Below are 12819 nucleotides of genomic sequence, written 5' to 3'. Positions count from 1 at the left end.
GCCAGCCCGGCTCTGCGGGGGGACGGGATGAACGTAATATATAGAGGCGAACGGCTTCTAAGAAGCAAAAAGATTCTATCGATTGATAGGAGAATGCGAACAATCGCGCACCGGCGGCACGGCATGCGCGCGTGCGCGGGGGCGGCGCGCGACAGTCCTCCCGAGGGCGCCGGGGAGCGGCGCCGGGAGGGGTGTTTCAGCGGGTTGGCCGGCGCGCGTCAGGCGCCCGGAACGTCGGCTTTTTTCTTGCGTGGGGCGGGTTTCGCGCCGCGTGACTTGTTGGCGAATGTCATCGCCACTTCGGCGAAGACGGCCGACAGTTGCTGCAGCGTTTCCATGTTGCCGCGCCCGCTCTGGGTGATGCAATCGAACGATAACTCGATCATCGGATGGATCGAGTCGAACCGTACCCGGTAGCGCTGGCAGGTGGCGTACGATACCGACGGCAGGATCGCCAGGCCGAAGCCCGCCTCGGCCATCGCAATCGCCGTCTCGAGGTGGTTGACCACCATGCGGCTGCTTGCAGAAACATATTCGGAGGCGAGGTTGGCGTCGACGATGCGCTGGATCGGATTGTCGGACGGGAAGCAGATCAGCGGCGCGTCCTGCAGGGACTTCCAGGTCACGGCGCCGTTCTCGGGCCTGGCCCAGGCGAACGCCTGGTCGAGCGGCGAGACCATCACCAGGTGGGTCGGGAACACCAGCACGCGGTCGATGCCGGAGGTTTTGTCGAAGAAGGCGCCGAACGCGACGTCCAGGCTGCCCGATTCGACCCGCCGCAGCAGCTCGCCCGGCGGCAGGTCGGTCAGCTCGACCCGTACACCCGGATGGGCTTCGAGGAACCTGCCGAGGACGGTCGGCATCATGCTGACCGCGATGTGCGGCGTGACGCCGACGCGCAGCACGCGCCGCTCTTCGCGCCCCATGCGGGCCACCTCTACCGCGCTGTTTTCGAGCACCTGGACGATGTGGGCGGCGGTCGGCACGAACACGCGGCCGGCCTCGGTCAGGTTGACCGTGCGGGTGGTGCGGTCGAGCAGGCGGCACTGCAACTGGGTTTCGAGTTCCCGGATAATGGCCGACAGCGCGGCCTGGCTCAGGTGCAGCCGCTGCGCCGTCTTGGTAAAACTGGAACTCTCGGCGACACCGAGGAAGACCTTAAGTTGTCTGAGAGAGAGATTCATCAAGACATTTTAAAGGACTTCGCGCTACCTGCGGAAATGGCGTGATGGTGCCGGCGGGTCCGCCCGTGCGCTGCCGTCACGGCGGCCAGGGGCGGCTCCAGCGGATGTCGGCGAGCCAGGCATGGCGGGCCAGGTGGCGCTGCGCAAACGCATCGATGGCACCCTGGTGCTGTTGCGTCAGGCTGATCTCGTCGAGCCCGTGCAACAGGCAGCGCTTGGTGAACGGCGCGATGTCGAATCCGTAGGCCGCCCCGGCCGGATCGCTGACCAGCTGGTTTTCGAGGTCGACCGTGAGCGCAAAGCCGGGGGTGGCGGCGACCGTGTCGAACAGCGCGCCGACTTGCTGTTCCGGCAGGCAGATGACCAGGATGCCGTTCTTGTAGCAGTTCTGCATGAAGATATCGGCGCAGCTGACGGCGATGATGACGCGGAAGCCGTATTGCCGCAGTCCCCATGGCGCATGCTCGCGCGAACTGCCGCAGCCGAAGTTGCGGCGCGCCAGCAGCACGGAGGCGCCCTGGTAGCGCGGCTGGTTCAGCACGAAACCGGGGTCGAGCGGACGGGCGGCGTTGTCCATGCCGGGTTCGCCGGTATCGAGGTAGCGCCACGAATCGAACAGGTTCGGCCCGAACCCGGTCCTGGCCAGCGATTTCATGAACTGCTTCGGCATGATCGCGTCGGTATCGACATTGTCGCGGTCGAGCGGGGCGACCAGGCCCGTCATCAGGGTGAATTTTTCCATGCCAGTTCTGCTCCTTCGTTATTGACGCCCATGATGCGCGTCACGTCCACGAACCGGCCTGCGATGGCCGCTGCTGCCGCCATCGCAGGACTGACCAGGTGGCTGCGTCCGCCCGCGCCCTGGCGGCCTTCGAAATTGCGGTTCGAGGTGGACGCGCAGCGTTCGCCCGGCGCCAGCCGGTCGTCGTTCATCGCCAGGCACATCGAGCAGCCTGGCGACCGCCATTCGAACCCGGCGTCGAGGAATACCCGGTCCAGTCCTTCCTGTTCGGCCTGGGCCTTGACGAGCCCCGAGCCCGGGACGACCATCGCCAGCCGGACGTTGGCAGCGATGCGGCGGCCCATTTTCTGCACGACCGCGGCGGCCATGCGCAGGTCTTCGATACGGCTGTTGGTGCATGAGCCGATGAACACCTTGTCGAGCGCGATGCTGGCCAGCGCCGTGCCGGGCGCCAGGTCCATGTAGCGCAGCGCGGCCTCGGTGGCGGCGCGCCGCGACGGGTCCGCCTGCAGCGCCGGATCGGGCACGTCGCCGTCCACGCCGGCCACCATCTCGGGCGAGGTGCCCCAGGTCACCTGGGGCCGGACCGCCGCCGCATCGATGTCGATCACGCGGTCGAAGCGGGCGCCGGGATCGGACACCAGCGTGCGCCAGTGGGCGAGCGCTTCGGTCCAGCCGGCGCCTTCGGGGGCGAACGGCCGGCCGCGCACGTAGTCGATGGTGTGCTGGTCGACCGCCACCAGCCCGGCGCGCGCGCCGGCCTCGATCGACATGTTACAGAGCGTCATCCGCGCCTCGACCGACAGGCCGGCGACCGCGGCGCCGGCAAATTCGATCGTGTAGCCGGTCGCGCCGGCGGTGCCGATCTGGCCGATGATGTACAGGGCCAGGTCTTTCGCGGTGCACCAGGGCGCCAGCGCATTGGCGACCCTGACCAGCATGTTCTTGCTCTTCCTTAGCGCCAGCGTCTGGGTTGCCAGCACGTGCTCGACCTCGGAGGTGCCGATGCCGAACGCCAGCGCGCCGAGCGCCCCGTGGGTGCTGGTATGCGAATCGCCGCACACCACCGTCATGCCCGGCAGGGTCAGCCCCTGTTCCGGCGCGATCACGTGGACGATTCCCTGGCGCGGGTCGGCCATGCGGAACTGGGGAATGCGATGGGTGCTGCAATTGTGTTCCAGCCGTTCCACCTGGGCGCGGGCCAGCGGATCGCGGATCGGCGCCGCGCGGCCGGTGGTCGGCACATTGTGGTCGCAGACGCCGAAGTTGGCCAACGGCCGCTGCACCGGCCGGCCGGATTCGGCGAGGCCCTCGAACGCCTGCGGGCTGGTGACTTCATAAAGGAGGTGGCGGTCGATATACAGCAGGGCGGTGCCGTCCTCGCCGGTATGCACGAGGTGTTCGTCCCATAGTTTGTCGTACAGCGTACGGGGTGTCGTCGTCATGTTGTGCGCACTGGGACCTGGAAAAAAGCCTCCCACGACGCGTGCGTCGCGGGAGGCCCGGGGCAAGGATCAGAAGGTGTGGGCCAGTCCGGCGACGATGCCGCTCATGGCGCCGCCCGGCAAGGTCTGGACGCTGCTGCTGACGCCCTGGCGGCTGGCGCCGTCATTGCTGGAACGGGCGAGGTTCAGGTAAGCCTGGGTACGCTTGGACAGGTCGTAGTACAGCGACGCACCGATCAGCGTCGCCTCGTTCGGCGTGTCCTTGACGTCGGTCTTGACCAGCCAGGCGCCGATACCGAGCTTGCCGGCGATCGGATGGCGCAGGCCAACCCAGCTCAGGTCGGTGGTCGCATCGAGCGCGGCCAGTTCGTTCTTGCGGCGCATGAAGCCGGCGTACAGCGTGGTTGCCGACAGCATGTATTTGGCGCCGGCGTAGGTCCGGGTATCGGTCTCGCTGGCGATGGCGGCGCTGGTGCCGTTCTGCTTGTCGTAGCCGAGGCCGACCGTGAACGGGCCGCTGGCGTAGGCCGCGTTGGCGCCGATCTGGCGGCCGATTTTCGAGTTGCCCGCCACTTCGCTCTGGGTGCCGCCGCCGGCCACCGCATCGCGGCCGAAGCTGTACAGCAGTGCGGAGCTGAAGCCGCCGCGCTTGAACGCGTACTTGACCGAGTTGTCGGCGCGCTGGGTGAAGAACGCCATGTCCGGTGCGACAGCGCCATAGCTGGTATAGCCCAATGGCGCGAACTGCAGGTGCAGGTCGAAGATGGCGTTGCGCTGGCGGCCGATGGTCACGGTGCCGAAATCGCCCGACAGGCCCACCGTCGCGGCGCGGCCGAACAGGCGTCCGCCTTGCAGGCTGACGCCGGTATCGGGGGCGAAGCCGGCTTCCAGGTTGAACAGCGCCTTCAAGCCGCCGCCAAGGTCTTCGGTTCCGCGGAAGCCGAGGCGCGATGCCTGCTGGTTGTTGATGGTCATGCGGGTCTGCGACTCTTCGGCAGCGCCGTTGGCGACGCCGGAAAGATGTTCGATGCCGAGGTCGACGATGCCATACACTTGCACGCTCGACTGCGCCGACGCCATCTGCGACGACATCGCGATGCCTACCGCTACGCACGCCTTAACCCACTGATTCAATCCCTTTTGCGACATATCTCTTCTCCTGATAGTTATAGTTTTCAGTAATCCGGCACGACCTTGGCGAGGCGTTGAAAGCTGAACCGTTCAACAGAATGTAGAGGAACTTGATGCTCAACAGAAGCGCAAATAATCTATCGATCAATCGAAAAAAGTGAAGGATGAAACGCGCGGGCCATGGCGCGCAGCCGCCGTAAACGCAACATGCGGCGCAGGCGCCGCATGTGTTGGAAGGGACGGCAAGGCCGGCCCCGGCTGGCGCGCTTTACTTTGCCGCGCGCATGATGGTGGTGTACTCCACCAGCTCTTTGCGGATGCGCTCGCCGAGTTCTTCCGGCGTGCTTGGCACGACGTCGGCCCCAAGATTGGCGGCCAGTTCGTGGATCCGCGCGCTTGTCTGCACCGCCTTGATCTCCTTGTTCAGCAGGTCGATGACCGGCTTCGGCGTGCCCGCTGGCGCGACGATGCCGAACCAGACTTCCAGGCTCAGGCCGGGGAAGCTCTCTTTCAGCGTCGGCAAGCCCGGGGCCGCTTTCTCGGTTCGTTCCTCCGCGGTCGACGCCAGCGCGCGCAGCTTGCCCTGGCGGACATAAGGAAGCGCCGAGGCGCCGCCTTCGAAGAACACGTCAACCCGGCCGGCCAGCACGTCGGTAATCGCCGGCGCGCTGCCCTTGTAGGGCACGTGCATGAACTTCACGCCGGCGCGTTTCTGGAACATCAGCGCACCCAGATTGGTCGAGGTGCCGTCGCCGATGGTGGCCACCGTGAGTTCGTCCGGCCTGGACTTTGCGAGCGCGATCAGTTCAGGTACCGTTTTTGCAGCGACCGAAGGGTGCACCACCAGGAACAGCGGCGAGGAGAACAGCATGGATACGGGCGCGAAATCCTTGACCGGGTCAAATGGCACTTTCTTTTGCGCGATCGGGTTCAGCACAAGGCCCGACTGGGTTCCCATGAACAGGGTGTAGCCATCGGGTGCCGCCTTTGCCGCGGCGGCGGCGCCGATCGCCTGGCTTGCACCTGGCATGTTCTCGACGATGACTGCCTGGCCGAGCCGCTCCGACAGGCCCTGGGCGACCAGGCGGGCAAACGAATCACCCAGTCCGCCGGGCGAATACGGCACGATGAATTTGATCGGGCGGTCGGGATACGCGGCGTGCGCCAGCGACGGCGCGGCGACGGTGCTGGCAAGTGCGAACGCCAGTGCGGCGCCGGCGCTGCGCACGACGGCGCGGCGGGTCTTGTCGATTTTTTTGAATGCCTTGTTCATTTTGTCTCCTGGTTTTTAATGGTGCGGCTAATGCATGGATAGCAAAACACGTTACTCAAACTGGTAGCGGCCCTCCTTGTCGCGGCCGATCGCGCGGCTGGCGCCGGTGTCTTCGATCCAGCGGACGATCTCGCGTCCGTCGCGCGTGCCGGTTGCCGCCATCAGCGCGGCGAAGGTCTTCGGTCCGTCTTCCAGCGCCGCGCCGAGCGACGCGAAGCGCGCGCCGTCGTAAGTCGGCGGGGCGGGGACCACGTGCTCGATCGACCGTGCCTGGCCCGGGCGCAGGAACGGCAGGGTCATGTCGAAGCCGGCCTTGGCGGTGTAGTGGGAACCGGCCAGCGACGGATCGAGCGGCATGGCGCGCATGCGGTCCTGCAGCACCAGGTTGGTGTCGGCCTGGAAGCGGGTCGCCAGCGCCCATTCCATTTGCTCGTCGGAGAAGATGTCGATGTCCGGATCGACGACAAACACGTGCTTGACGTTGGCCAGGCACGAGAACACTGCCGCGATCGCGTTGCGCGCCTCGCCGGGCACGCGCTGCTGCAGCGCGATCCGCACATTGAACATGCCGCCGGTGGCGGGATTGGCATACACCGCCTTCACCTCGCGCACCGCGACTTCAAGCGCGCGCCACACGGTCGCCTCGGTGCGCAGCGCGCACAACTGCGAGGTGTCGGTGTTGGCCATGGTGCGCCCGCTGATGGTGGCGGTCTGGAACACCGGGTCGCGGCGGTGGGTGATCGCGGTCAGGTGGAACACCGGGTTGAGCTTGACGCCGCCGTAGTAGCCGAGGAACTCGCCGTACGGCCCTTCCGGTTCGACGTGGCCGCGCTCGTCCAGATAGCCTTCAAGGATGAACTGGGCATCGGCCGGGACGCGCAGGTCGTTGGTGACGCATTTGACGACGCCCAGCGGGGCGTCGCGCAACGCCGCGATCAGCGCCAGTTCATCGGTCGGGATGCGCATGGTGGCGGCGACGTGGTCGATCGGGTGGGTGCCCACCGCAAATGCGATCGGCAGGCGTTCGCCGCGGCTCGCATGGTCGATGTAAATCGCGCGCAGGTCGGACGGCGCCACCAGGTCGATTCCTGCGGTGCGGCGCCCGCGCAGCATCAGGCGGCGCACGCCGACGTTGGTCCAGCCGGTGTTGGGGTCGACCACGAAATCGATCGACGCGGATACATACGGCGCACCGTCGAGGCCATGCTGCAGGTGGATGGGCAGTTTGGTGAAGTCGCACTGGTCGCCTGTCAGGACCACTTGCTGGACCGGCGCAGCGTCGCCCGCCACCTCGACCAGTTCGCCTTTTTTTCCAAGGCGCCTGAGCACCTCTCCCAGCAGCTTGTCGGGCGTGGTGCCGAACGCCGTCGCCAGGCGCTTGCGGCTGCCGGCGACGTTGCCGGCCAGCGGCACCGATTCGCCGGCGGGGCGCTCGAGCAGCACGACCTTCGGGTTGCCTTCCATGAGGCTGGCCGCATCGGCCAGGTCGGTCGGGCCGGCGAACCGCACAACCTCATCGGCGCCGAGCGCGTCGATGAAGCGGCGCAGGTCAAAGCGCTCCATATCCACTGCGCTTGCCGTTGCTGCCGCGGCGGCGCGGTCAGCAGGTGTCGATCCTGTACTCATCGTATCTCCGTGATGTTATGGGCATGCCCCGGAATGCCGGGCTTCCGCATTTTGTTACCCCTGAATCTATCTGAGTAAGACTAGGAAATGAAGCAACAATATTTGATTGTCTGATCGAAAAATGTGAACAATCCGGACGTACTCCGGAGCCCTTTGCTCTGGTACCATTCGCCAACATTGGAGAGTCCTCATGCACACAAAAACGCCCGCACGCCCACGCCTCGTTGTTGGAATCAGCGGCGCCTCCGGGATCATCTACGGCATTCGCATGCTTCAGGTCCTGCGCCAGCTGGACGTGGAAAGCCACCTCGTCATGAGCAAATCGGCACAGGTCACGCTGACCCATGAAACCGACATGAGCGTGGCCGACGTCAAGGCGCTGGCCGACGTCAATTACTCGAACACCGATATCGGCGCCGCCATCTCCAGCGGATCGTTCAAGGTCGACGGGATGGTTGTCGCGCCGTGTTCGATCAAGACGCTGTCGGAAATCGCCACCGGTGTCACCAGCAGCCTGCTGTCGCGCGCGGCGGACGTGAACCTGAAGGAACGCAGGCGCCTGGTGCTGATGGTGCGCGAAACCCCGCTCCACCTGGGGCACCTGCGCAGCATGGCCGCGGTCACCGAGGCTGGCGCGATTGTCTATCCTCCGGTACCGGCGTTCTACGCGCGACCTGCCAGCCTTGAGGAAATGGTCGATCACTCGGTCGGACGGGTGCTCGACTTGTTCGGCTTCGACGCCGGCACGGTTCGGCGCTGGAACCCGAACAGCAGCGGTGACTGAGCGGAGCGACGTCGCCCGGGTTTTTTGCGATGTACAGATTTAACTAATAGTAGTTTTTTCTCAATAGTGTGTGCAAATCGATTGCTATATTTTAATAGATGTTGCGCATCGCTAATATCTTCGTGCTAGAGTTGAGCTGTTGCCATGCGGAATTAATGTGTCGGCAGCAGCGTACGGACGCCTTCCGGTTATATTTCTCTACCGTCCACCACCATGACTAACTCCGGTTTAACGATCCGCGCCCGCCTTGCGCTGGGCTTCGGCGGCGTATTTGCGCTGATGCTGATCCTCGGCGCGCTCGCCGCAATGCGCGTCAACAACATCGATACCAGCCTCAATCGCATCAATGATGTCAACAACGTCAAGCAGCGCTACGCGATCAATTTCCGCGGCAGCGTCCATGACCGTGCGATCGCCTTGCGCGATGTGGTGCTGGCTGGCGATACCGCGGCGACCCGTCCGCACATCGACCTGATCAAGAAGCTGGAACAGAACTACCTCGATGCCGCCGGTCCGCTGGACGCCATGTTCCAGGGCCGCACCGATATTTCGGAAGAGGAAAAAGCGGCGCTGGCCGGCATCAAGGACAGCGAGCGCAAGACCCAGCCGCTGGTGGCGCGCGTGATCGAGCTGCGCCTGGCCGACAATACTGCCGAGGCGACCACGCTGCTGTCCGCGCAGGCCGCGCCGGCGTTTGTCGAATGGCTCGCCAGCATCAACCGCCTGATCGACCTGGAAGAGAAGCTGAACAAGGATGAAGCCGGCTACGCTACCGGGATCGCGCGCTCGTTCCAGCTGTGGATGCTGGCACTGTGTGCCATCGCCATCGCGATTGGTTCTGCCGCGGCGTGGTTCATCAGCCGCGGCCTGCTGCGCCAGCTCGGCGGCGAGCCTGGCTATGCCGCGGCAATCGCCGGCAGCATTGCCGCTGGCGACCTGTCGGTACGCATCGATACCCGGCCCGGCGATACGTCGAGCCTGCTGTTTGCGATGAAGGGGATGCGCGACGGCCTGATGGATATCGTCTCCCAGGTGCGCACCGGCACCACCGCGATCGCGACCGCGTCGACCGAAATCGCGGCCGGCAATCTCGACTTGTCGGGAAGAACCGAAGCGCAGGCCGGCACGCTGGAAGAAACCGCGTCGTCGATGGAAGAACTGACTGGGACGGTGCGCCAGAACGCCGACAATGCACGCCAGGCCAACCTGCTGGCGGTGTCGGCCTCGGAAGTGGCGGTCAAGGGTGGGGCGGTGGTGTCGCAAGTGGTCGATACGATGGCGTCGATTAACGAGTCGTCGAAGAAAATCGTCGACATCATCGGCGTGATCGACAGCATCGCGTTCCAGACCAACATCCTGGCGCTGAACGCGGCGGTGGAAGCGGCCCGCGCCGGCGAGCAGGGCCGCGGCTTCGCCGTGGTTGCGACCGAGGTGCGCAACCTGGCGCAGCGGTCGGCCGCGGCGGCGCACGAGATCAAGAGCCTGATCGGCAGCTCGGTCGAGCGCGTCGAAGTGGGCGCCAAGCTGGTCGACGAGGCAGGCGCGACGATGGAAGAAATCGTTACCAGCGTCAAGCGCGTGACCGACATCATGAACGAGATCAGTATGGCGAGCCAGGAACAGACCGCAGGCATCGAGCAGGTCAACCAGGCGATCGGCCATATGGACGAGGCGACCCAGCGCAACGCGGCGCTGGTGGAGCAGGCCACGGCGGCGGCGGCATCGCTGCAGGACGAGGCGCAGGCGCTGGAGCAGGTGGTCAGCATCTTCAAGCTTGATGCGTCGCAATCGGCGAGCGTGCACACAATGAAGCAACCCGCGCCGGCAAAGCGTCCGGCTGGACGCGCGCCGCAGGCAGTCCAAAAGATCGCCAGCTACTAAGGCCGATGGGGGGCAACTGGCGGCACCGGCCAGCTGCCCCCGGCCGGCTGCCGCACCTACTAATTATGCAAGGTTGCAGTTTTATTTCTACGCAGAAATAAACATCAAAAGAGGGCTCAGGAGGGCTATAGAATTGCCGTAAGGCATTTATGGACCTGTAAGGAGCCCGCCATGTTGAAGACCCTCTTCATCGCTTCCCTGTACCTGTTTTCCTCCCCTTCCCTGGCGTCGGCAGAGCTGACCGAGCAGGAAATTCGCTGGCTGAAAGCGGCATCTCCCGTGCTGGCTTACTCGAAGCGCATCAACCTTCCCATCGATGTTGTCGTCCAGCCAAACGCGCCGGCGGGCACGGTGCCGTTCGCGATGGGCTTTGTCGATGGCCGCTGCAAGCTGGTGCTGTCGATGCGCGGCAATCCCGACGCCGAAAGCGTGCTGAAAGATGTGCCGGAATCGCAGCATCGCCTGCTGATCGAGGCCATGGCCGCGCATGAGCTTGGCCACTGCTGGCGCTATGCGCAGGGCGCCTGGCACCAGCTGCCGGCCGGCTTTACGGAGGTGGGCGAGGAGTTCGCGAACGACAAGTCGCTGCTGGAGGCGGCCAAGGCGCTGCGCGAAAACCGCCGCGAGGAGGGTTACGCCGACCTGGTCGCGCTGGCCTGGACCAAGCAGCGCAATCCTGATCAGTATGGCAAGGTGTTCGGCTGGCTCGCATCGGTGCGCGGACACGCGCCGCAGGTGCGCACCTCGCACGACACCTGGGCGTGGGTCAAGCTTGCCAGGGACGGCAATGTTTTCGCAGCTACCGACAACCCGTTCGAGGATGCGCGCGCGACCTGGAGCCGCGGCCTGCTCGAGGATGAGTAAGCGATGGCGCACTGTCTGCGCGGCGCTGGCGCTGTCTTGCGCCAGCTGTCCCGCGCCGGCCGCCGAGGCCAGCGAACAGCAATGGATCGCCGCCGCGCGCCACGCGGTGGCGTTCGGCAAGGCGCACGGACTCGATATCGTGATGGAAGTCGAGCAGGGCAACGGCTTGTCGGGCCACACGCCGATCGGGGTGTGGAATGACAAGGGCCGCTGCACCCTGGTGGTGTCGGTGCGCGACAACCCGACCGCGCGGCGCCTCGAAGCGATGATCGATCCGGCGCTGCTCGAGCTGTTCCTGAAAGGCGCCGCGATCCACGAGGTGGGCCATTGCTACCGCCGCCTCAACGGCTATCCGCACAATGAAAGGCTGCTGCCGGTGGTGGCCTGGATCGCGCCGGTGCGCAACTGGTTTACGCGCCGCATCCGCACCGAGGAAGTATTTGCCGACATGACCGAGATCGCCTGGCTGGCACGCTACCATCCCGAACACTATGACGCGATGCTCGACCAGATCCAGCGCGTGCGGCGGCGTTTCTTCGAGCCGAAGCACGACACGCTTGCGTGGCTGGATGCGGCGCGCCGGGACGGCGCATTTGATTCCCACGGGAATATTTTTGCTTTGGCAGAAGTGCGAATGTTAAAATATTAATAACCCTTTGTGTTCGTTCTCGCACAGAACCGTCGCCAAAACGGGCGTTTAATCGTGTACCAACAATACACATGAAGGGACACCACCATGAAAGCATTTACCGCAACCCTGCTCGCCGCTGCCATCAGTGCCAGTTTTTCCGTCCATGCTGCCGATGCCCCAAGCGATCCTGCCAGCTACAAGAACATGACCCAGAAGGCCGCCGCCGACTACAAGGCCGCTGCCGCAACCTGTACTGGCATGACCGGCTCGGCGCGCCAGGTTTGCGTTGAAGAAGCGAAGGTGGCGCGCGCCCGTGCCGACGTCGATGCAGTGGCGCAGTATCGCAACACCCAGCAAGACCGTACCAAGGCACGCACCGCGCTTGCCAATGCCGACTATGCCCTGGCCAAGGCCAAGTGTGCAGTAGTTACCGGCGCGGAAAAGGAAAGCTGCGTCAACACCGCGCACACCGTGCATACCGCGGCGCTGGCCGATGCCAAGGCTGACCGCAACATGGCCGTTGCCAACACCAATCCAGCCAGCCCTGTCACCACCACCGACACCCGCGATCCAGCCAAGGCCGCCGCGGTCGACAAGTGCGCCCAGATCGCCGGCCAGCCAAGCACCGGCTGCCTGATCCAGCATGAAGGCAAGACCATCGCCGACCGCACCGAACGTGCAGCCGACCGCGCCGAGAACGCCACCGAACGCGCAGTAGCGCGCGCTGACAACGCCACTGACCGCGCGGCGGTCACTGCCGGTACCGCTGCCCAGCGCACCGAAAATGCTGCCGAGCGTGCCGGCGATCGCACCGAGCGCATGGCCGAAAACGCTGCGGTCAAAACCGAGCGCGCTGCCGAACGAGTCGGCGACAAGACCGAGCGCATGGCCGAAACCGCTGCCGTGAAAACCGAGCGCATGGCGGAAACCGCCGCCGCGAAGACCGAGCGCATGGCTGAAACCGCTGCTGCGAAAACCGAACGCGCTGGCGAGACCATTGTTGAAAAGTCCAAGAACATTGCTGCAGCCACCAAGGAAAACGTGACTGACGCGGTGATCACCACCAAGATCAAGGCCGACCTGTTCGCCGAGCCGGAGCTGAAGGCGCTGGCGATTGATGTCGACACCGAAAACGGCGTCGTCAACCTGAGCGGCTTCGTGTCGTCGAAGGCGGCGGCCGAGCGCGCGGTGAACCTGGCTAAAAGCGTCAAGGGCGTGACCAAGGTGCAAAACTCGCTGCAAGTGAAGTAATTTCGCG

11 protein-coding genes are annotated in these 12819 nt (G+C 64.9%); 5 read left to right on the top strand and 6 right to left on the bottom strand.

Going from position 1 to position 12819, the window contains the following annotated elements:
• Window positions 1–218: 218 nt before the first annotated feature.
• The 6 genes from I4X03_RS18040 to I4X03_RS18015 all read right to left on the bottom strand — a co-directional run bounded on the left by I4X03_RS18040 (window position 219) and on the right by I4X03_RS18015 (window position 7401).
• The gene (locus I4X03_RS18040; RefSeq protein WP_223469637.1) at window positions 219–1184 is read right to left on the bottom strand and encodes a LysR family transcriptional regulator; all 966 of its coding nucleotides are present in this window, start codon (window positions 1182–1184) and stop codon (window positions 219–221) included.
• A 76-nt stretch (window positions 1185–1260) separates the two neighbouring features.
• On the bottom strand, window positions 1261–1926 hold the full coding sequence (gene leuD / locus I4X03_RS18035) for a 3-isopropylmalate dehydratase small subunit (protein WP_223469636.1): 666 nt from the start codon (window positions 1924–1926) through the stop codon (window positions 1261–1263).
• Entirely contained in the window at window positions 1908–3371 is a 1464-nt protein-coding gene (gene leuC, locus I4X03_RS18030) for a 3-isopropylmalate dehydratase large subunit (RefSeq protein WP_223469635.1), read from the bottom strand. Before leuC ends, leuD begins: the two co-directional genes overlap by 19 nt.
• A 69-nt stretch (window positions 3372–3440) precedes the next feature.
• Entirely contained in the window at window positions 3441–4505 is a 1065-nt protein-coding gene (locus tag I4X03_RS18025; RefSeq protein ID WP_223469634.1) for a porin, read from the bottom strand.
• Window positions 4506–4770: 265 nt separating this feature from the next.
• Window positions 4771–5775 (bottom strand): Bug family tripartite tricarboxylate transporter substrate binding protein, encoded by a 1005-nt coding sequence (locus I4X03_RS18020; RefSeq protein ID WP_223469633.1) that lies wholly within the window; start codon window positions 5773–5775, stop codon window positions 4771–4773.
• 51 nt (window positions 5776–5826) lie between these two features.
• Window positions 5827–7401, bottom strand: a complete 1575-nt coding sequence (locus tag I4X03_RS18015; RefSeq protein WP_223469632.1) for a UbiD family decarboxylase — start codon at window positions 7399–7401, stop codon at window positions 5827–5829.
• Window positions 7402–7591: 190 nt separating this feature from the next.
• Here I4X03_RS18015 and I4X03_RS18010 point away from each other — a divergent pair, with 190 nt between their 5' ends.
• The 5 genes from I4X03_RS18010 (at window position 7592) to I4X03_RS17990 (ending at window position 12812) form a co-directional block, all read left to right on the top strand.
• Window positions 7592–8185 carry a UbiX family flavin prenyltransferase gene (locus tag I4X03_RS18010; protein ID WP_223469631.1) on the top strand — a complete coding sequence of 198 codons (594 nt, stop codon included), beginning with the start codon at window positions 7592–7594 and terminating at the stop codon, window positions 8183–8185.
• Between the two features lie 213 nt (window positions 8186–8398).
• Window positions 8399–10066 (top strand): methyl-accepting chemotaxis protein, encoded by a 1668-nt coding sequence (locus I4X03_RS18005; protein ID WP_223469630.1) that lies wholly within the window; start codon window positions 8399–8401, stop codon window positions 10064–10066.
• A 171-nt stretch (window positions 10067–10237) separates the two neighbouring features.
• On the top strand, window positions 10238–10930 hold the full coding sequence (locus I4X03_RS18000) for a DUF2268 domain-containing putative Zn-dependent protease (protein ID WP_223469629.1): 693 nt from the start codon (window positions 10238–10240) through the stop codon (window positions 10928–10930).
• Window positions 10923–11579: a hypothetical protein gene (locus I4X03_RS17995; protein ID WP_223469628.1), complete on the top strand. Its 657-nt coding sequence runs from the start codon at window positions 10923–10925 to the stop codon at window positions 11577–11579. The genes I4X03_RS18000 and I4X03_RS17995 overlap by 8 nt, the downstream gene beginning before the upstream one ends.
• An 87-nt stretch (window positions 11580–11666) precedes the next feature.
• Window positions 11667–12812 (top strand): BON domain-containing protein, encoded by a 1146-nt coding sequence (locus tag I4X03_RS17990; RefSeq protein ID WP_223469627.1) that lies wholly within the window; start codon window positions 11667–11669, stop codon window positions 12810–12812.
• Window positions 12813–12819 lie beyond the last annotated feature (7 nt).

It is taken from the genome of Massilia soli (genome assembly GCF_016809835.1).
GTDB classification, from domain to species: Bacteria; Pseudomonadota; Gammaproteobacteria; order Burkholderiales; family Burkholderiaceae_D; genus Telluria_A; species Telluria_A soli.
Note: the sequence above shows the minus strand (reverse complement) of the source record. Positions and strands in the feature narration are given on the sequence as shown.